Source organism: Luteibacter sp. SVR4-7G (assembly GCF_056755555.1).
Genome location: NZ_JBPGXO010000006.1, coordinates 105,236 through 124,071, shown reverse-complemented (window position 1 = coordinate 124,071; position 18,836 = coordinate 105,236). Strand labels below are relative to the sequence as shown.

The following is an 18,836-nucleotide window of genomic DNA, read 5'->3' as shown; positions in this document are numbered from 1 at the left end:
ACCCAGCTATGAGCGCGATCCCAGCCGAAACCTTCACTTCCGACGACGTCCTCGCTCGTCTGCGGTCGGTCCTGCATGAGACCTTCGAGATCGACCCGGTCAAGGTCACGCCCGAAGCCAACCTCTTCACCGACCTGGAACTGGACAGCATCGACGCGATCGACCTCGCGATCCAGGTCCAGGACATGACCGGGACACGGATCAAGCCCGAAGATTTCAAGAGCGTGCGTACGGTGGGCGACGTGGTCGCCACCGTGCAGGCATTGCTCGCCCGCTGAGCGGAACGATGGCGGACAGGCCTGGACCGCGCGACGCCGCGGCGCGATCCTTCGCGCCCTGCGCCGTCATACCCGTCTACAACCATGGCCGCACCGCCGGGCGCACGGCGAACGCGCTGGCCGCGCACGGCCTGCCCGTGTTCCTCGTGGACGATGGTTCGAACGCGGAAACCCGCGACGCGCTCGACCGGCTGGTGGCCGGGCGCGACGACCTGCGCCTGATCCGCCTGGCGCAGAACGGCGGCAAGGGCCGCGCCCTCAGCGCCGGCTTCCTGGCCGCGCACGAAGCCGGGTACAGCCACGTGCTGCAGATCGACGCGGACGGCCAGCACGACACGAACGACGTGCCGCGCTTCCTCGAAGCCGGCCGGGCCGCGCCGGAGGCCATGGTCTGCGGACGCCCCGTCTACGACGACTCCGTACCCCGCGCCCGCCTCTATGGCCGTTACCTGACCCACGCATTGGTCTGGCTGGAGACGCTGTCGTTCGACATCGACGATTCGATGTGCGGTTTCCGTCTCTATCCGCTGGACGAAACGCGTGCGGAGATCGCCCGCAAGCCGTTGCCGGCACGCATGGATTTCGACACGGAGATCGCCGTGCGCCTCTACTGGCGCGGCGTGCCCGTGCGCAACCTGCCGACCCGGGTGATCTATCCGGAGGACGGGTTGTCGCACTTCCGCATGTGGCGCGACAACGTCCGGATCGCCGCCATGCACACGCGCCTCGTACTCGGCATGTTGCCGCGCATACCGCGCCTGATCCGCCGCAAGTCCGACCGCTGGAAGTCCCGATGCGTCGCCTGAACACACAACGTATCCCCCGGGAGGACGCACGATGAAGCGCGTCGTCGTCACCGGTATCGGCGGCATCACCCCGCTGGGCCATGACTGGGCAAGCATCGAGGCGCGTCTGCGCCTTTTCCGCAACGCCATTCGCCGCATGGGGGAATGGGATTATTTCGACAAGCTCAACGGCAGGCTTGGCGCGCCGGTGGACGATTTCGTCCTGCCGGCGCACTGGCCGCGCAAGCATGTGCGCTCGATGGGCCGCGTGGCACAGCTCGCGGTGGCGGCCAGCGAGCGTGCCCTCGCCGATGCGGGGCTGCTCGGCGATGCCCGGATCGCGGACGGGCGCATGGGCGTGGCCTACGGCTCGTCCGGCGGCAGCATCGAGCCGGCGCGTACCGTGGGCCACATGCTCGAAACCGGCTCCATGCAGGGCGTGACCGCCACCAGCTACATCCAGATGATGGCGCATACCACGGCCGTGAACGTGGGCGTCTTCTTCGGCCTGAAGGGCCGCGTGATCACCACCTCCAGCGCCTGCACGTCGGGCAGCCAGGGCATTGGTTACGGTTACGAGGCCATCCAGACAGGCAAGCAGACGCTGATGCTCTGCGGCGGTGCCGAGGAGCTGTCCGGACCGGGCGCGGCGGTGTTCGACACCTTGTTCGCCACCAGCACGCGCAACGACACACCGGAACTCACGCCGCGTCCGTTCGATGCCGGGCGCGACGGCCTCGTGGTCGGCGAAGGCGCGACCACGCTGATCCTCGAGGAATACGAGCATGCGGTCGCGCGCGGCGCGCGCATCTATGCGGAGATCGTCGGCTTCGGCACGAATTCCGACGGGCAGCACATCACCCAGCCGACGCGCGAGACGATGGCCGCGGCGATGCGCATGGCCCTGGCCGACGCGAACCTGCCGCCCGCGGCGATCGGCTACGTCAGCGCCCACGGCACCGCCACCGACCGTGGCGACGTCGCCGAAAGCCATGCCACCGCGGATGTCCTCGGCGGCGGCATCCCCATCAGCTCGATGAAGAGCTACGTGGGCCACACGCTCGGCGCCTGCGGCGCGCTCGAAGCCTGGTGGGCGATCGAGATGATGCGCGGCGGCTGGTTCGCACCGACGATCAACCTCGAACAGCCCGATCCCGAATGTGCAGCGCTCGATTACCTCGTCGGCGAAGGCCGTGAGATCCGCACCGGTTACGTGATGAGCAACAACTTCGCGTTCGGCGGCATCAACACCTCGCTGATCTTCAAGGCACACGGCTGATGCGGCGGGTGGCCGTCACCGGCATGGGCGCGGTCTCCTGTCTCGGTGCAGGCCGCAAGGCCCTGTTCGACGGCCTGCGTGCCGGCCGCCCGGGCTTCCGCGCCATGGACGATTTCGCTGCGCTGGGCATGCGTTGCCAGGTGGCGGCGCCCGCCGATACGTCCGCGCTCGAACCGCCGCCGCGCAAGCTGCGCCGCTACCTTCCGCAGGCAGCCGAGTACGCCTGGCACGCGACTGCCGAGGCCCTGGCCGAAGCCGGGCTCGATGCCGCACGCATCCGCGAGCGCGATGTGGGCATCGTGATGGGCGGTGCCGCCGCGCTCAGCGAATACGAAGCAGGCCTGGACGTGTTCCATGCACGCGGCATCTCGCGTCTTTCCCCTTTCATCGTGCCGCGCAGCATGGGCAGTGCGGTGTCCGCCACGCTGACCCAGGCCTTCGGATTCGGCGGCCGCGGTTTCACCGTCGGCTCGGCGTGCACCAGCGCGACGCACGCGATCGGGCAAGCGATGGAGATGATCCAGCTCGGTCGCCAGGAGATCGTGGTGTGTGGCGGCGCCGAGGAACTGCACGACAAGGCGGCCATGTGCTTCGACGTGATGAACGCGCTGTCGACGACGAGCGTCGTGGGCGAACGCGTTTCCACGCCCTATGCCGCGGACCGCGACGGCATCCTGCTTGGCGGCGGAGCCGGAGTACTGGTGCTCGAATCGTTCGATCATGCGCTGGCGCGCGGGGCCGCCATCCTCGCCGAGATAACCGGCTACGGTGCGGCCTCCGATCCCGACGGCATGATCAGCCCCGCGGCGGAGGGCATGGCCGAGGCGATGCACCAGGCCATCGATCTGGCGGGCAGCCTGCCCGGCTACGTGAACACGCATGCCTGCGCGACGCTCCCCGGCGATCTTGCCGAATGGGAGGCCTTGAGGCGCGTCTTCGGCGAGCGCGGCTGCGACGTGCCGCCGATGTCCTCCATCAAAGGCCTCATCGGTCACGCCCCCGCGGCGGCGGGCGCCCTCGACGCCATCGCCTCGATCGCGATGATGAGGGAAGGCGTGCTCCTGGGCGGCGCCGTGCCTGCCCGCCGCGATCCCGCCTTCGCGGACGCGCCGCTGATCGACGGCGAACTCGCGTTGGCCGTCGACAGCGTGCTCTCGAACAGCTTCGGTTTCGGCGGCAGTTGCGCGGCGCTGATGATCCATCGCTTCGGCGGGGATGCCGCATGATCGAGCTGTGCGTCGAGGCATGGCGTGCCTGGGCTCCCGGCGTCGAGGACGCCGACGCGTGGGCGGCGTGGTCCGCCGCGCCGCACCCGATCGTGGACAACGGCGAGCAGCCCGCCTGCGACTTCGTGCCGCCGATGCAACGCCGCCGCCTGAGCCGGCTGGCGCGCATCGCGATGCACGCCGCATGGCCGCTATGCGGCGAGGACGAGCAGCTTCCGTTCGTGTTCGCCTCGCGCCACGGCGAGACCACCCGCACCTTCGCCATGCTCGACGAGATCGGCCGCGATGCGCCGCTGTCGCCGACCCGCTTCGGTCTTTCCGTGCATAACGCCATCGCCGGCCAGTGGTCGATCCTGCGCGGGCAGCGTGGGGAGTCGGTCGCCATCGCGGGCGAGGCCGACACCTTCGAGCACGCCATCGTCGAGGCGGCGGCCTTGCTGGGCGAAGGCGCGGCGGCGGTGATCGCAGTGATCGCCGAGGAACTCCCGGCGCCGGCCTATGAGGGCTGGATCGACGACGTGCCGTTCTCGTATACGCTGGCGCTGCGGCTGACCCTCGCCGGCAGCGGGCCGTGCTGGCGCTTGTCGCTGGCGCAGAATGATGGCGCCGCGCCGGTAGCGGGACTGCCGCACGCCCTGCGCTTCGTCCGCGCCCTGCACGATGGCATACCCCTGGACCACCCGTGGAAGACCCGACGATGGAACTGGCAGCCGACAGCATGACCCGCCGCCGCGACGCCTGGGCCTGGCGTTTCGTCTGCACGGCGCTGAGCTTCGCGCTGTTCGGTATTGGCGGCGTGCTGCTGCGCGTGCTCATCCTGCCGGCGGTGCTGCATTGGCCGGGGCCGCCGGCGGTGCGGCGGCGGCGCGCCCGGCGCACGGTGGGCCGTGCCTTCTGGCTGCATTCGCAGTTCATGTATCGCACCGGCGTCCTCGACTATCGCTTCGAAGGCCTCGAAAGACTCGGCCGCCCGGGGCAGATGATCGTCGCCAACCACCCGTCGCTGATCGACGTGGTGTTCCTGCTCGGCCATGTGCCCGACGCGAACTGCATCGTGAAGCACAGCCTGTGGAAGAACCCATGCATGCGCGGTCCCGTGCGCGTCGCCGAATACATCAGCAACGACGGCAGTGCGGAAATGCTGGACCGCGCGGCTGACGTGCTCCGCGGCGGGCAGACCCTGATCGTGTTTCCCGAGGGCACCCGCACCACGCCGGGCAAACCACCCGTGTTCCACCGCGGCGCCGCCGCGATCGCCGTGCGCGGGGCGCACACGATCACGCCCGTGTTCATCACGGTACGGCCCACGACGCTCACCAAGGCCGAACCCTGGTATCGCATTCCGTACCGCCGGGTGCAGATGGACCTGCGCGTGGGCGAAGACATCGCCGTCTCCGACTTCAGCGATGGCGTCCCCGCGCCGATAGCCTCACGCCGCATCAACGAACACCTGCACCGCCTCTACGCCAGGGAGCTCATGGCATGAACGACCTCGAACGCGACATCGCCCGCCTCATCATCGACACGCTGGCGCTCGAGCACCTCGAGGTGGACGACATCGCCGTGGACCAGCCGCTGTTCGGCCAGGGGCTGGGCCTGGATTCGGTCGACGCGCTGGAACTCGCGCTGGCCCTGCAGAACCGCTACGGCCTGCGCATCGCGTCCGACTCACGAGACGCACGGCGCCACTTCGAGACCGTGGGCAGCCTGGCGCTCTACGTGGGGAGCTCCTCGTGCGCAAGTTGAGCGACCTCGTCCTCGTGGTGATCGGGGTGCTCTACCCCTTCATCGTGTATTTCGGCACGGACCACGTCTCCACCCCGGTCTTCGGCCTGATCCTGGGCGCGCTCTGGCTCGTTCGCGCGCCCGCCCTGCTCCGCCAGCCCGGCGGCCGCTGGATGCTGGGCATCACCCTCGTCTACTGCGCGGTCCTCGCCTTCGGTGAAGGGGAACACCTGCTGCGCTGGTATCCCAGCCTGATCTGCGGTCTCCTGCTGGCGGCCTTCGGGCTCAGCCTGAAGTTCGGCCCGCCGATCATCGAACGCATCGCGCGGGTGAGCGAGCCGGACCTGCCGCCGGTGGCGGTGCGTTACACGCGCCGCGTCACCTGGGTGTGGGTGGCCTTCTTCGCGCTGAACGGCACGGCCTCCGCCCTGCTCGCCGCATGGGGCCCGCTGTCCTGGTGGACGTTCTACAACGGCATCCTGGCCTACTCGGTGATGGGTGCCCTTTTCGTCGGCGAGTGGATCTTTCGTCAGCGCCTGCGCCGAAGGATCAACAAGGCGCCGATGGATGCCGCGGCGCGGCGGCTTGCTTCGCATCCCTGGGTGGCTGGTGCGGCCGGCGGATACGCGGGAAAGCTGGGACCCGGCATGATCGTGGCGCTCGCCGGCGCCGGCCGCGCGGCCCTACTGCGGCACGGCCGCGCGGGTCTCGTGAACGAACTGGGCCTGCACGCCGCCGGCGACGATGCGCTCTCCACGCCCCTGGTCTGGCGTTTTGTCGAGGTCCTTCCGGAGCCAGCGCAGGTGGATGCGCTGCTGCGCGCACCCCTGCCCGAGTCCGCGATCGTGCTCGGCGAACGGCGCGAAGGCGATGCGCACATCCTCGATCTCGAACTGCCTCTGGACCTCGCCTGCTTCGCCGATCACTTTCCCGATGCCCCGGTGCTGCCCGGCGTGCTGCAAGTGGGCTGGGCACTCGAGTTCGCCGCTTCGCGGCTCGGCACGCCCACCACCTGCCGCGCCGTGGACGGGATGAAGTTCCAGCGCCTGCTGAGGCCCGGCGATCGCATGCAACTCTCGCTGCGTCACGACGCCGCGCGGGGACGCCTGCATTTCACCTATCGCAGCGACGATGCGCCCGCGTCTTCGGCGCACCTGCGGCTGGAGGGCAGTAATGGCTGATGCCGTCGCCAATGCGCATTGGGCCGGGCAGAAGGAGCGTGGCAGCTTCATCGGCATCAAGCTGACGGCGATCGCGGTACGCATCCTCGGCCGCCGCACGATGGCGCCCGTGATCCGGCTGATCATCCTGTATTTTTTCCTCACCGGCCGTGCGGCGCGTCGCAACGTCGCGGAATACCAGCGGCGCCTCGCGGTGTGGAGCGGCCGAAGCGGCCTCTTCCCGCGCTCGCGCGCCGTGTTCGCCCAGTACCTTGCCTTCGGTGAGTGCATGCTCGACCGCTTCGACGTGTGGCGCGGCAAGCTGCGCCTGTCTTCGGTGGACATGGACGATCCGGATGGCGTACGCGATGCGCTGCTGGCGGGTGGCCGCGGGCAGCTCCTGGTCTGCACCCACCTGGGTAACCTCGACGTCTGCCGCGCCATGGCCGAGGTCGGGGAAGGCGTGCCGCTCAGCGTGCTGATGCACCTGCCCCATGCCGCGCACTTCAACCGCCTGCTGGGCGAATCGGGCGACAAACGCCTGCGCCTCGTGCACGTAGGTGACCTGGATACCGCCGCGATGCTGGACCTGTCGCAGCGCCTCGACCGTGGCGAATGGATCGCCATCGCGGGCGATCGCGTGCCCGTGCATGGCGGCCGCACGGTGAATGCCGATTTCCTCGGCGCTTCCGCCCCGTTCCCGCAGGGGCCATGGCTGATGGCCGCGATGCTGCGTTGCCCGATCAACCTGGTGTGCTGCCTCAAGCAGGCAGGCCGCTACCGCATCCACCTGCGCCGCTTCGACGATGCGGCCGGCTGGGAGCGCGCATCGCGCGACGCCATCATCGCGTCGTCCGTCGCTCGCTATGCCGAATGGCTGGCGGAACATTGCCTCGCGGCGCCGCTGCAATGGTTCAACTTCCACCCGTACTGGCACGGAGCAGACGGAGGATCCCATGCGCGTTAAGGGTGTGCTTGCGACCGAGATCGAACTCACGGTGCCGTTCTTCGACGTGGATTCCATGGACGTCGTATGGCACGGCCATTACGTGAAGTACCTGGAAATCGCTCGCTGCGCCCTGCTCGACGAGCTGGGCCACAACTACGTGCGCATGAAGGAAACTGGCTATGTCTGGCCCATCATCGACCTGCAGTTGCGCTATGCGCGCGCTGCGCGTTTCGGCCAGAGGCTGGCGGTGCGCGCCGAGCTGGTCGAGTGGCAGAACCGCCTCAAGATCCATTACACCCTGAGCGATGCCACCAGTGGCGAACGCCTCACGCGCGCCAGCACCATCCAGGTGGCCGTGAGGCTCGCCGACGGAGAAATGCAGCTGGTCTCGCCTGCCGTTTTCGTCGACGACGTGGAACGCTACCTCGCGTCGACCCAGCGCTCCACCGGACACCCCTCATGAAATACGCCAGCACCACCTATGTCGAGGAAACCCGCGTCGGGTTCGTCTTCCTGCGCACGCATACCTGGCAGCACCACGTGCTGCGGGTGGCGATCAACGACCTCAAGCGCCTGGCTGGCGAAGCGCTGCCGCGCGGCGGCACCCTGCTCGACGCCGGCTGCGGTCAGGGCCGCTCCTTCCGCCTGTTGCGCGACGCGTTCGCGCCGCGGCGGCTGATCGGTCTCGATGCCGATCCGCACGGCATCGAACTGTCGCGTGCGGAGGCGGCGCGCGAAGGCATCGACGCGACGCTGCTCCTGGGCGACTGCGCGAGCATCGACCTCCCGGACGAAAGCGTGGACGTGCTGTTCTGCCACCAGACCTTCCACCACCTGGTGGAACAGGAACGCGCGCTGGACGAGTTCTGGCGCGTGCTGAAGCCCGGCGGCCTGCTGCTTTTCGCCGAATCGACGAAGGCATACATCGACACCTGGGTCATCCGCTGGTTCTTCCGCCATCCCATGCACGTGCAGAAGAGCGCGGACGAGTACCTGGCGATGCTGCGCAACCGCGGCTTCGAATTCGACGATACCACGGTGTCGCTGCCCTATCTGTGGTGGAGCCGATCGAAGGACTTTGGCCTGCTGGAGCGCTGGGGCATCAAGGCTCCACCGCCGCCCGGCAAGCGCGAGGAAACCCTGGTCAACGTTGCGGCACGTAAACCCCTCGCCGGCGCATGAAGACTTACCTCAATGCATTGGGCGTGGCCTGCTCGCTCGGTATAGGCAAGCACGCCGTGGCGGAAGCCCTGTTCGCGGCGGCGACTCACGGCCTGAGGCCGCTGGACGGCTGGCTGCCCGCTCAATCGCTTCCGCTGGGCGACGTGGCTTCGCCGCTGCCGCCCGTTCCGCCGGGGCTGGAACATCGCGATACGCGCAACAACCGCCTGCTCCTGCTTGCGGCGCAGGAAATCGAAGGGGAGATTCGCGCCGCCATCGCACGCTTCGGAACGGCGAGGATCGGCGTCGTCGTAGGCACCAGCACCACGGGCATCGAGGAAGCCACGCGCAACATCGCCTCACGCGGCAAGAGCGGACGGTGGCCCGACGGCTATCGCTACATCGATCAGGAGCTCGGCGCGCCCGCCGCCTTCCTCGCCGAATGGCTCGGCGTGGCCGGGCCCTGCTACGCCATCTCCACCGCCTGCACTTCCGGCGCGCGTGCCTTGCTGAGCGCGCGGCGGCTGCTGCGCCTGGGCCTGTGCGACGCGGTGATCTGCGGCGGCGCCGACACGCTCTGCCGACTCGCCATCCACGGCTTCCACTCGCTGGAAGCGACCGCGCACGGACGCTGCCTGCCGTTCTCGGCCTCGCGGCAGGGCATCAACATCGGCGAATCCGCTGCCCTGTTCCTCATGACCCGCGACGAGGCACCGGTGGCCTTCCTGGGCGGCGGGGCCAGCTCGGACGCTTACCATATGTCGTCGCCCGAACCCGAAGGGCGTGGCGCGGTCGAAGCGATGCGGCTCGCCCTCACCGCGGCGGGCATCGAGGCCGGGACCATCGATTACGTGAACCTGCACGGCACCGCCACCGAACACAACGACGCGATGGAAAGCCGCGCCGTCACCGAGACCTTCGCGCGCGAGGTGCCCTGTTCGTCGACCAAGGCGCTTACCGGTCATACGCTCGGCGCCGCCGGCGCGCTGGAAGCCGCCTTCTGCTGGCTCAGCCTCATGGACCCGCAGCGCCGCCTGCCGCCGCACGCCTGGGACGGCCAGCCCGATCCCGCGCTGCCGCCTCTGGCGTTCACGCAGGTGGGCGACACGCTGCCTGAGGGGCTGCGCCACCTGATGAGCAATTCCTTCGCGTTCGGTGGGAACAATACCTGCCTGATCCTCGCGGGTGGCGCATGACCATCTGGCCCGTCGAAAAGCTCCTGCCGCACAGGGGACGCATGATCCTCCTCGACCGCGTCGTGGCCTGGGAAGCCGAGCGCATCGTCTGCGAGCGCCTCGTGCGCCGTGGCGATGCGTTCGTGGATGCCACGGGCCTGCCGGCCTGGGCCGGCGTGGAACTGATGGCGCAGGCCATCGCCGCGTGGAACGGTTGCCAGGTACTTGCCGCCGGCGGCGAGGTGCGTCCCGGCTTCCTGCTCGGCAGCCGGGCCTACCGTGCCGATGTCGACGCCTTTCCGCTCGGCACGAAGCTGACGATCGAAACGGTGCGCAGCTTCCACGACGAGGACGGCATGGGCGCCTTCGCCTGCCGCATCGATGCGCCGGGAATGCATGCCGAGGCACGCCTCACCGTCTTCAGTCCGCCGGACCCCACCCCGTACCTCGATCCGCGCAACAGCCTCGATTCCAAGGGAACCCCCTCATGACCGACACCGTCCTCGTTACCGGCTCGAGCCGCGGCATCGGCCGCGCCATCGCACTGAACCTCGCCGACGCCGGCTACGACGTCGTGGTCCATTGCCGTTCGCGGCGCGAGGAAGCCGAGGCCGTACAGGCGCAGGTCGCCGCGCGCGGCCGCCATGCGCGCATCCTCCAGTTCGACATCTCCGACCGGGCCGCTTCCGCGGCCGCGCTGGAAGCCGACGTGGCGGCGCACGGTGCCTACTACGGTGTGGTCTGCAATGCGGGCCTCACCCGCGACGGCGCCTTTCCCGGCTTGAGCTCCGACGACTGGGACCAGGTGCTGAGGACCAACCTCGACGGTTTCTACAACGTGCTGCACCCGCTGGTGATGCCGATGATCCGCCGCCGTGCCGCGGGACGCATCGTCTGCATCACCTCGGTGTCCGGCCTGGTCGGCAACCGCGGGCAGGTGAACTACAGCGCGTCCAAGGCCGGCGTCATCGGCGCCGCCAAGGCCCTGGCCGTGGAACTGGCCAAGCGCAAGATCACCGTGAACTGCGTGGCGCCCGGCCTCATCGACACCGACATGCTCGAAGCGGAAGTGCCGATGGAGCAGATCCTGAAGGCGATCCCGATGGAGCGCACCGGCACGCCGGAGGAAGTGGCGGCGGCGGTACGGTTCCTGATGAGCCCGGAAGCCGGCTACATTACGCGGCAAGTTCTCGCCGTCAACGGCGGCCTTTGCTAGGGTAGAAGCACCTGCGCGCGGCAAGAGAAACCGTGTAGGAGAGCGCCTGCGCGCGGCAAGAGAAGCTGTGTAGGAGCGCGCCTGCGCGCGACATCTTTTCGCCACAGTCTTGAAACTCACGCGCCAGCTCCCGGTCACCGCCACAAAACATGTCGCGCGCAGGCGCGCTCCTACACACCTATGCAGTCCCTACGCCAGCTCGCCCAATCCGACCGCTTCGCCGACGTCGTGCGCGTCTTCCTCGCGCTCGCCGGCATCGTTGCCTGGTGCGTTCCGGCCGGGCAGCTCGATGCGGTCGTCCCGGCCTTGCTAGGGGCCATCGCTTGCGCCCTCTCCGAAACCGACGATGCCTGGCGCGGACGCCTGCGCGGTCTCCTCGTCACCCTCGCCTGCTTCGCCGCGGCGGCCGCAGTGGTGAAGGCGACACTAGGCACCCCTCCCTTGTTCGCCGTCGCGCTGCCGGCCGGCACCTTCGTGCTGGTGATGCTCGGTGCCGCCAGCGGACGCTACGCGACCATCGCCACCGGCACGCTGATCCTCTCGGTCTACACGATGCTCGCGTCCGACAGCGGTGCAGCGAAACCCGGCAGCTGGAGCGACATGCTGGCCATCCTGGCCGGGGCCGGATGGTACGGCCTCCTGTCCTTGACCTGGAGCGCGCTGGCTCCCCAGCGCGCGGTACGTCACGCACTGGCCCGTCTGTTCGAATCCCTGGCCGACCTCATGGACGCCAAGGCCGCGCTGTTCGAGCCCGTGCATGGACTCGACCGCGACGCCCTCTCGGTCGAATTCTCGCGGCGTAACCTGCACACCGTGGAGGCGCTGGGTGCCGCGCGTGCCGCGCTGATCGACCGCATCGGTCGCCGGCAGCCGCGTGGCCGCTCCGCTGCGCGGCTGGGCATGTTCTTCATCGCCCAGGACATCCACGAACGGATCAGCTCCTCGCACTATCCCTACGAGGAGATGGCCGAGGCGCTCTACCACAGCGACATCATGTTCCGCTTCGGCCGCCTGCTCCGCCTGCAGGCGCACGCCTGCCGTGAACGAGCCGATGCCGTCCGTCATGGCGGGCCGCCGGGTGCGATCGCCTTGCCGCAGTCCGCGCTAGACGACGTCCGCGACGCGATCGCGCATTACCGCAGTGGCGGGGCCGCCGACCAGGCGCTCGATGACGCGCTTTCCGCTCTCCTCGCCAACATGGAGCGGCTCCAGCATGACATCGGCGACGAGGGACACCTGCGCGACGGCACCGACGTATCGCTGCAGGACAACGAGCCGGAATCGTTGCGCGAAGCGGTGGCACGGATCCGCGTGCGGCTCGATCGCCGCTCCATGCATTTCCGTCACGCGGTCCGTCTCGCGACGGGCATGCTGCTGGGTTACCTGGTCATGCTCGTGCTGCATCCGAGCCATGGCTACTGGATCCTCATGACCACCCTGTTCGTCTGCCAACCGAGCTACGGCGCCACGCGCAGGCGAACGATCCAGCGGATTGCCGGAACCCTCGCCGGCCTCGTCGCCGGGTGGGCGATGCTGCGCCTGCTGCCCGGCAGCGACTGGCGCCTGCCGGTGCTCGTCGCGACCGGCGCAGGCTTCTTCGCCTTCCGCCTGCGCCGTTACGCGCTGGCCACCGCGGTCATCACGCTCTTCGTGCTGCTCTGCTTCGACCTCGTCGGCCATGGCTACGACGCCATCGGGCCGCGCCTGCTGGATACGGTGCTGGGTGCGCTCGTCGCCACCCTCGTGGTGCGCTTCATGCTCCCCGACTGGCGCGTGCGCCGCCTGGAGGACGTCGTTGCCGACGCGGTGCTGGCCTATGCCAGCTACCTGCGTGGCATCGCGGCACAGTACGCCACCGGCAAGGCGGACGACCTGCCGTACCGCATCCTCCGCCGCGACGCGCATGCCGCGCAGGCCGCAGTCGCCGGCAACGTGGCCGAACTGCTCGGCGAGCCGGGCCATTCGCGCGAACGGGGCGAGCGCGCGCTGCGCCTCGTCGCCGCCCTGCAGGCCGGCCTCTCGCATCTCTCCACGCTGGGCGCCCACCGGCGCGCCCTTCCCGCCGGTGAGGCCGCGACGGCCGATACCTTGTGCGGGAACGTTGCCCGTTCGTTCGACGGCCTGGCGGAGCGGGTTCGCGCAGGGGCCCCGCCGGAGCCCGGCGACTCGGGCTCCTTTCCCGGCGCGCCAGCGCTGACCGGCGACACCTCTCCCATCCTGCGCCTGGTGGCCGGCCAGTGCCGGTTGCTGGTCCGCGTCCACGACCGCGTCGCCGCTCTCACGCCCGTCTGATGCTGCGTCGCGCCGTGGCTTGTGCCCGGGTGCGAGCTACGATGGGCAGCTTTCCTTGCATTCCCCCGGAGTAACCATGCGCCCGTTTTCCCTCGGTGAAGACCTCGACCTCCTGCGCGAAAGCGTCCACGCTTTCGCCGAGAAGGAGATCGCGCCGCGCGCCGACCGTATCGATCGCGAGAACGTGTTCCCGGAAGACCTCTGGCGCAAGTTCGGCGACATGGGCCTGCTTGGCGTCACCATTCCGGAAGAGTTCGGCGGTTCCGGCCTGGGCTTCCTCGCGCACATGATCGCGATGGAGGAGATCTCGCGTGCCTCCGCCTCGGTGGGTCTGTCCTATGGCGCGCACTCGAACCTGTGCGTGCAGAACATCTATCACAACGGCAACGACGCGCAACGGCGCAAATACCTGCCAAAGCTCGCCAGCGGCGAATGGGTGGGCGCGCTCGCGATGAGCGAACCCGGCGCGGGCTCCGACGTGGTCGGATCGATGAGCTGCCATGCCGAACTCGTCGGCGATACCTGGGTCGCCAACGGTTCGAAGATGTGGATCACCAACGGCCCCGACGCCGACGTGCTGCTGGTGTACATGCGCACGGCGCCGCGGCCCGCCGGCAGCCGCTGCATGACCGCCTTCATCATCGAGAAGGGCATGAAGGGCTTCTCCACCGCGCAGAAGCTAGACAAGCTCGGCATGCGCGGCTCGAACACCTGCGAGCTGGTATTCGACAATTGCGAGATCCCGGCCGAGAACGTCGTCGGCGAAGTGAACGAAGGCGTGCGCGTACTCATGGGCGGCCTCGACACCGAACGCCTGGTGCTCTCAGGCGGCCCCATCGGCATCATGCAGGCCGCCGTGGACCTCGTGCTGCCCTACGTGCGCGAGCGCAAGCAGTTCAACGCGCCGATCGGCACGTTCGGCATGATGCAGGCGAAGATCGCCGACATGTACACCGCGCTGCAGTCGTCCCGCGGCTTCGCGTACATGGTGGCGCAGCAGTTCGACAATGGAGTGAAGTCGCGCATCGATCCGGCAGCCTGCCTGCTCAATGCATCGACCAATGCGGTGAAGGTGGCGCTGGAAGCGATCCAGGCCCTCGGCGGCAACGGCTACATCAACGAGTTCCCGGCCGGCCGCCTGCTTCGCGACGCCAAGCTCTACGAGATTGGCGCCGGAACGAACGAGATCCGACGCATGCTGATCGGCCGCGAACTGTTCCACGGCAAGTCGTAACGCCACGTCGTTCCTGCGCAGGCAGGAACCCAGCGACTTGAGCTCGGGATCATCCGAGCGTTGAAGTCACTCGGTCCCTGCCTGCGCAGGGACGACGGTGGTTATACCGGAGTTACCAGTTGGCGGTTATCCGGGAGCTACCAGTTCATCCGGAACGATGCCCTCGCCGAGCGCGAGTGATCGCGATCGGCGAAGCGCTGGTCCACGTCGAAGCCCAGCTGCGTGCGTGCGCTCATGTCCAGCGACAGGTTCAGGCCTGCGGTGCCGGCGCGGCGCGACAAGCCGATGCCGTCAACGGGCGCCCACTGGGCGAAGCCGGTGTAGCGCGCGGCGAACACTTCGCCCTTCGTCGCGAACGCGTTCTGCCAACCCAGCTTCGCATTGAGTTGCAGCTTGCCGGCCGAGGTCAGCCACGAGCCGCCCGCACGCAGGCCGAAGCCGGCCTGCCAGCGCGACGTGGTGTGCCCGTCCGCGGCGAGACCGAAACCGTCGCCACCGTTTTCCTGGAAGCCGTCGCGGCGGATGCTCGCGTACTGCACGTTGGCGAACGGCGTGAGGGTGAACGCGCCCGCGTTCGTGCGGAAGCCGACCTCACCATACGCGGCGTTGTAGCTGCCGTTGAGGTCAGCACCGGCAAACGCCGCCTGGTCGCCGAAACGCAGCATGCGCTGCATGGTGCCACGGAAACTGCCGTAGCCGACCTGGCCGACGCCGTACCAGTTCGCACCGCGCGAGCCGGCATAGAACATGCCCTGCGTGGCATGAGTGCGCTGGCGGTCGAAGCTGCCGTCGAGCTGGCCGTTGGTGCTCATCTGTGCCACGGCCACGCCGGCAAAGCCGTTGTTGCCGAAGCGCACATCGTGGCCAACGAGGCCGCCGTCGAGATTGAAGCCGACCTTGCCGAATCCGCCGCGGTTCAACCCGCCCTGGTAGCCGAGCGACTGCGTCCACGAGCCGGTGCCCTGCTGGTCCAGATGGGACATGAGCGCATCGTTGCTCGCATCGATGCCAGCCAGGGTCACCGCCGTGCCGGCCGCGTAAAGCTGCCCCGAAAGGGACTCGAGCGATGCCTGCGCCGTCTGCGTATCACGCGATTGCTGGATGCCGCCCGCGGCGAGCAGCGTGCCCTGCGCAACGGCCGGGGCCGAGACCGGCGACGACAGGACCTGATCCAGTTGCCCGAACGCGCCGTCGAGGCGCGCGGCCGACGACAATGCCGCTGCGGAGGTCGACATGGTCGTCGAAGCCACCTTCACCACGGAGATGTTCGACGTATCCACCCAGACTTCCGTGGGCGCGTACTGCAGCGAGGTGGACAGGAAAACGCTCGGATCGGTCGACAGGCTGGCGAAGGTTCCGGTAACCGTACCGGCGGTGAGCACCGCCTGGTGCGCTGTCTTCACATAGCCGTCGGTCACGCCGGAGACATGGAAATCGCCATCCAGCGTAGCCACCCCGCCGACGGCTACGGGTGCGCCGATCACCACGCGGAGCTGCCCGGTCGGACCCTGGGTGAAGTTGCCGTTGATCCGGGTATCCGCGGCGGTCGACTGGAGCATGCCCTGGTTCGTCACCGAGCCTCCGATGTTGCCGCGTGCGATCAGCATGCCGGTATTGAGGATGGTGGCCGAGCCCGGGAAGAATCCGCTCGAATCGAGCGTGGCGCCGTTACCGATCGTGCTGTTGCCGGTGAAGGTGTTGCCGCTGCTCGACAGCACCAGGGTGCCGGCGCCGTTGACCGCGAATCCGCCGAGGCCGGCGACGGGATTGGAGAACGTGACCACATTCTGGTCGAGGTCGACCGGCAGTTCGCCCCAGTCCACCCGGCCGGGACCGTGGATCGCCTTGCCCACGTCGAGCCTGCCGTAACCGAAGACCGGATCCGGGCCGGTGGCGCCGAGATCGTCGGCGGTGCCGAGGATGATCTGCCGCACCGCGTCCATCGACAGCGTCGGGAACACGCCCTTGACCACGGCCGCCGCGCCGGACACCTGCGGAGCGGCGAACGAGGTACCGCTCCCTTCGACGTAGGTCAGGTTGGTGGCCGTAGCCGTGGGTGCAAGCGCCACCACGCCACCGGGAGCCGCGAGGCAGTAGTCCATCGCGATGCCGCAGTGGTTCGAGTACGAGGCGATGGTGTCGAGGTGGTTGCTGTCCAGCGCGACGACCGCCAGCCAGCCCTTCTCGAGGGCCGGCACGCGGCTCGGCAGCGCGGCAAGCGTGGATGGATCGGCATCGCCGTTGTTGCCGGCGGCGAATACGTAGAGCGTATCGGCGGCGGCGGTGGCGTATGCGTTGGCGAAGCTCGCCGTCGTCGCACTGGCCCCGGCGTCCCAATACAGCCCGCCCCACGAATTGTTGATGATCTGGGCGCCCGCGGCGATGACGTCGGCATTGATCTCGCCGAGCGGATCCGCGGTGGTCACCTTGTTGCCCTGTCCGGAACCGTCGTCGGTGGGCGTCTTGTCCGCGATGACGCGGGCCGACACGAGGTTCGCCGCCGGGGCGATGCCGCCGGCGAAATAACCGGTGGCAACACCCGCCGCGATTTCCGCGACGACGGTGCCGTGTCCCACCACGTCGTCGACGGCCGTGTTGTTTACCGCCGGGTCGACGTAGACGAAGCTCTTCGTCACGCGCCCCTCGAGGGCCGGATTGCTCCTGGTCACCCCCGAATCGACGATGGCGATCGTTACCTTCTCGCCTTTCGCGCCTGCGTCCTGCGCGGCCTTCGCATTGGTTGCGGACAGCTGGACGTCAGCGGGAACGCTGAAGGTCGGTGCTGCCGGAGGCGGTGGCGGGGGTGGCGGCGGAGGCGGCTCGACGATCGCGGGAACGTTGTAATTGTTGCGTGAGCCCCCTCCACCGCCACAGGCGGTCAGGCTCACACCCACGGCGATAGCCAGCGCGATGTCGCGCCGACGCGGCATAGTGATCGTATTCACGTTGTCCCCTGGTCTGACATCAATGTCTGCGCCCTCATCCCTCCCCGGGCGCCCCATGGACGATATTGCCACAATTTTTTAAGGGAAAAACGCAAGCCAGGTTCCCGCCCGGGCCTGCCGCGGCGCACATTGCCCCGCTACTGCCCGCCGGGCGATACTTGCAGGGTTTTCCGCCTCCAAAAGCGGCCATCCGAGTCTCACGGAGTACCCCATGTCCGACATCGTCATCGCGGGTGCCAAGCGCACCGCCATCGGTTCCTTCCTCGGCCAGTTCACCGGCGTCCCCACCCCCAGGCTGGGCTCCATCGCCATCAAGGCCGCCCTCGAGCAGGCCGGCATCGCGCCGGCGGACGTGAGCGAAGTGATCATGGGCTGCGTGCTCCCGGCCAACCTCGGCCAGGCCCCTGCCCGCCAGGCGTCGCTCGAGGCGGGCCTGCCGACCTCCACCGGCTGCACCACGGTCAACAAGGTGTGCGGTTCCGGCATGAAGGCCATGATGCTCGCGCACGACCTGATCAAGGCCGGCTCGGCCAGCATCGTGGTAGCCGGCGGCATGGAATCGATGACCAATGCGCCGCACATGGTCGCCGCCCGTACCGGCATCCGCTACGGCGACGGCCAGCTGGTGGACCACATGGCCTGGGACGGCCTGACCAACCCCTATGACGGGAAGTCGATGGGCGTTTTCGGCGAGCAGTGCGCCGACAAGTACCATTTTTCGCGTGAGGAACAGGACGCTTACGCCATCGCTTCCGTGGAGCGCGCGCAGGCCGCGCAGAAGAATGGCGCGTTCGCCAACGAGATCGTTCCGGTGACGGTCCAGGGGCGCAAGGGTCCGCAGGACTTCGTGGAAGACGAACAGCCCGGCCGCTCGGACGTGGCCAAGATCCCGACCCTGCGCGCGGCCTTCCGCAAGGAAAACGGCACGATCACGGCGGCCAGCTCGTCCAGCATCTCGGACGGAGCCGCGGCGCTGGTCATCCTTTCGGCCGACGACGCCAAGGCGCGCGGCGTGACTCCGCTGGCGCGCATCGTCGCGCACGCCACCCATTCGCAGGAGCCGGAATGGTTCACCACGGCTCCCGTGGGCGCCATTTCCAAGGTGCTGGAAAAGGCCGGCTGGAACGTCGGCGAGGTGGATCTTTTCGAGATCAATGAAGCCTTTGCGGTGGTTCCGATGGCCGTGATGCGCGAACTCGGCGTGCCCCACGACAAGATCAACGTGCATGGCGGCGCCTGCGCCCTTGGCCACCCGATCGGGGCCAGCGGCGCCCGTATCGTGGTGACTCTTCTCAATGCGTTGACGGCACGTGGGGCAAAAAAGGGCGTCGCCGCGCTCTGCATCGGTGGCGGCGAGGCAACGGCGATCGCCATCGAAGTGGTGTGAAGCCGACGTCGAAAGGCGCACGTA

General features: G+C 68.5%; 18 protein-coding genes. 17 read left to right on the top strand and 1 reads right to left on the bottom strand.

Features of this window, described 5'->3' with window-relative positions:
* Positions 1-8 precede the first annotated feature (8 nt).
* The 16 genes from ACR9ZH_RS04110 to ACR9ZH_RS04035 all read left to right on the top strand — a co-directional run bounded on the left by ACR9ZH_RS04110 (position 9) and on the right by ACR9ZH_RS04035 (position 14,480).
* Positions 9-278 (top strand): acyl carrier protein, encoded by a 270-nt coding sequence (locus ACR9ZH_RS04110; RefSeq protein WP_481289482.1) that lies wholly within the window; start codon positions 9-11, stop codon positions 276-278.
* An 8-nt stretch (positions 279-286) separates the two neighbouring features.
* Positions 287-1,084: a glycosyltransferase family 2 protein gene (locus ACR9ZH_RS04105; RefSeq protein ID WP_481289479.1), complete on the top strand. Its 798-nt coding sequence runs from the start codon at positions 287-289 to the stop codon at positions 1,082-1,084.
* Positions 1,085-1,115: 31 nt separating this feature from the next.
* The gene (locus tag ACR9ZH_RS04100; RefSeq protein WP_481289478.1) at positions 1,116-2,342 is read left to right on the top strand and encodes a beta-ketoacyl-ACP synthase; all 1,227 of its coding nucleotides are present in this window, start codon (positions 1,116-1,118) and stop codon (positions 2,340-2,342) included.
* The gene (locus tag ACR9ZH_RS04095; protein WP_481289477.1) at positions 2,342-3,568 is read left to right on the top strand and encodes a beta-ketoacyl-[acyl-carrier-protein] synthase family protein; all 1,227 of its coding nucleotides are present in this window, start codon (positions 2,342-2,344) and stop codon (positions 3,566-3,568) included. Before ACR9ZH_RS04100 ends, ACR9ZH_RS04095 begins: the two co-directional genes overlap by 1 nt.
* Positions 3,565-4,290, top strand: coding sequence for a beta-ketoacyl synthase chain length factor (locus ACR9ZH_RS04090; RefSeq protein ID WP_481289476.1), 726 nt, complete (start codon positions 3,565-3,567; stop codon positions 4,288-4,290). Before ACR9ZH_RS04095 ends, ACR9ZH_RS04090 begins: the two co-directional genes overlap by 4 nt.
* Complete coding sequence (locus tag ACR9ZH_RS04085) at positions 4,266-5,054, top strand: lysophospholipid acyltransferase family protein (RefSeq protein WP_481289475.1); 789 nt, start codon at positions 4,266-4,268, stop codon at positions 5,052-5,054. The genes ACR9ZH_RS04090 and ACR9ZH_RS04085 overlap by 25 nt, the downstream gene beginning before the upstream one ends.
* On the top strand, positions 5,051-5,314 hold the full coding sequence (locus ACR9ZH_RS04080) for a phosphopantetheine-binding protein (protein WP_481289474.1): 264 nt from the start codon (positions 5,051-5,053) through the stop codon (positions 5,312-5,314). The genes ACR9ZH_RS04085 and ACR9ZH_RS04080 overlap by 4 nt, the downstream gene beginning before the upstream one ends.
* On the top strand, positions 5,302-6,474 hold the full coding sequence (locus ACR9ZH_RS04075) for an ApeI family dehydratase (protein WP_481289473.1): 1,173 nt from the start codon (positions 5,302-5,304) through the stop codon (positions 6,472-6,474). Before ACR9ZH_RS04080 ends, ACR9ZH_RS04075 begins: the two co-directional genes overlap by 13 nt.
* Complete coding sequence (locus ACR9ZH_RS04070; RefSeq protein ID WP_481289472.1) at positions 6,467-7,420, top strand: LpxL/LpxP family acyltransferase; 954 nt, start codon at positions 6,467-6,469, stop codon at positions 7,418-7,420. Before ACR9ZH_RS04075 ends, ACR9ZH_RS04070 begins: the two co-directional genes overlap by 8 nt.
* On the top strand, positions 7,410-7,865 hold the full coding sequence (locus tag ACR9ZH_RS04065; protein WP_481289471.1) for an acyl-CoA thioesterase: 456 nt from the start codon (positions 7,410-7,412) through the stop codon (positions 7,863-7,865). The genes ACR9ZH_RS04070 and ACR9ZH_RS04065 overlap by 11 nt, the downstream gene beginning before the upstream one ends.
* Positions 7,862-8,584, top strand: a complete 723-nt coding sequence (locus tag ACR9ZH_RS04060) for a class I SAM-dependent methyltransferase (RefSeq protein ID WP_481289470.1) — start codon at positions 7,862-7,864, stop codon at positions 8,582-8,584. Before ACR9ZH_RS04065 ends, ACR9ZH_RS04060 begins: the two co-directional genes overlap by 4 nt.
* Positions 8,581-9,759, top strand: a complete 1,179-nt coding sequence (locus ACR9ZH_RS04055; RefSeq protein ID WP_481289469.1) for a beta-ketoacyl-ACP synthase — start codon at positions 8,581-8,583, stop codon at positions 9,757-9,759. Before ACR9ZH_RS04060 ends, ACR9ZH_RS04055 begins: the two co-directional genes overlap by 4 nt.
* Positions 9,756-10,229 carry a hotdog family protein gene (locus tag ACR9ZH_RS04050; RefSeq protein ID WP_481289468.1) on the top strand — a complete coding sequence of 158 codons (474 nt, stop codon included), beginning with the start codon at positions 9,756-9,758 and terminating at the stop codon, positions 10,227-10,229. Before ACR9ZH_RS04055 ends, ACR9ZH_RS04050 begins: the two co-directional genes overlap by 4 nt.
* A complete protein-coding gene (gene fabG / locus ACR9ZH_RS04045) occupies positions 10,226-10,954 on the top strand; it encodes a 3-oxoacyl-ACP reductase FabG (protein ID WP_481289467.1) in 729 nt (242 codons plus the stop codon). The genes ACR9ZH_RS04050 and fabG overlap by 4 nt, the downstream gene beginning before the upstream one ends.
* A 180-nt stretch (positions 10,955-11,134) precedes the next feature.
* Positions 11,135-13,246: a YccS family putative transporter gene (yccS, locus tag ACR9ZH_RS04040; RefSeq protein ID WP_481289466.1), complete on the top strand. Its 2,112-nt coding sequence runs from the start codon at positions 11,135-11,137 to the stop codon at positions 13,244-13,246.
* Positions 13,247-13,322: 76 nt separating this feature from the next.
* Entirely contained in the window at positions 13,323-14,480 is a 1,158-nt protein-coding gene (locus ACR9ZH_RS04035; protein WP_481289465.1) for an isovaleryl-CoA dehydrogenase, read from the top strand.
* A 137-nt stretch (positions 14,481-14,617) separates the two neighbouring features.
* Here ACR9ZH_RS04035 and ACR9ZH_RS04030 read toward each other — a convergent pair whose 3' ends face one another.
* Complete coding sequence (locus ACR9ZH_RS04030) at positions 14,618-17,425, bottom strand: S8 family serine peptidase (RefSeq protein WP_481289464.1); 2,808 nt, start codon at positions 17,423-17,425, stop codon at positions 14,618-14,620.
* A gap of 211 nt (positions 17,426-17,636) precedes the next feature.
* Here ACR9ZH_RS04030 and ACR9ZH_RS04025 point away from each other — a divergent pair, with 211 nt between their 5' ends.
* The gene (locus ACR9ZH_RS04025) at positions 17,637-18,812 is read left to right on the top strand and encodes a thiolase family protein (RefSeq protein ID WP_481289463.1); all 1,176 of its coding nucleotides are present in this window, start codon (positions 17,637-17,639) and stop codon (positions 18,810-18,812) included.
* Positions 18,813-18,836: the final 24 nt, after the last annotated feature.

Coding starts and splice junctions, on each gene's coding strand:
- ACR9ZH_RS04110 (WP_481289482.1), top strand. CDS start 9: ATGAGCGCGATCCCAGCCGAAACCTTCACTTCCGACGACGTCCTCGCT.
- ACR9ZH_RS04105 (WP_481289479.1), top strand. CDS start 287: ATGGCGGACAGGCCTGGACCGCGCGACGCCGCGGCGCGATCCTTCGCG.
- ACR9ZH_RS04100 (WP_481289478.1), top strand. CDS start 1,116: ATGAAGCGCGTCGTCGTCACCGGTATCGGCGGCATCACCCCGCTGGGC.
- ACR9ZH_RS04095 (WP_481289477.1), top strand. CDS start 2,342: ATGCGGCGGGTGGCCGTCACCGGCATGGGCGCGGTCTCCTGTCTCGGT.
- ACR9ZH_RS04090 (WP_481289476.1), top strand. CDS start 3,565: ATGATCGAGCTGTGCGTCGAGGCATGGCGTGCCTGGGCTCCCGGCGTC.
- ACR9ZH_RS04085 (WP_481289475.1), top strand. CDS start 4,266: ATGGAACTGGCAGCCGACAGCATGACCCGCCGCCGCGACGCCTGGGCC.
- ACR9ZH_RS04080 (WP_481289474.1), top strand. CDS start 5,051: ATGAACGACCTCGAACGCGACATCGCCCGCCTCATCATCGACACGCTG.
- ACR9ZH_RS04070 (WP_481289472.1), top strand. CDS start 6,467: ATGGCTGATGCCGTCGCCAATGCGCATTGGGCCGGGCAGAAGGAGCGT.
- ACR9ZH_RS04065 (WP_481289471.1), top strand. CDS start 7,410: ATGCGCGTTAAGGGTGTGCTTGCGACCGAGATCGAACTCACGGTGCCG.
- ACR9ZH_RS04060 (WP_481289470.1), top strand. CDS start 7,862: ATGAAATACGCCAGCACCACCTATGTCGAGGAAACCCGCGTCGGGTTC.
- ACR9ZH_RS04055 (WP_481289469.1), top strand. CDS start 8,581: ATGAAGACTTACCTCAATGCATTGGGCGTGGCCTGCTCGCTCGGTATA.
- ACR9ZH_RS04050 (WP_481289468.1), top strand. CDS start 9,756: ATGACCATCTGGCCCGTCGAAAAGCTCCTGCCGCACAGGGGACGCATG.
- fabG (WP_481289467.1), top strand. CDS start 10,226: ATGACCGACACCGTCCTCGTTACCGGCTCGAGCCGCGGCATCGGCCGC.
- yccS (WP_481289466.1), top strand. CDS start 11,135: ATGCAGTCCCTACGCCAGCTCGCCCAATCCGACCGCTTCGCCGACGTC.
- ACR9ZH_RS04035 (WP_481289465.1), top strand. CDS start 13,323: ATGCGCCCGTTTTCCCTCGGTGAAGACCTCGACCTCCTGCGCGAAAGC.
- ACR9ZH_RS04025 (WP_481289463.1), top strand. CDS start 17,637: ATGTCCGACATCGTCATCGCGGGTGCCAAGCGCACCGCCATCGGTTCC.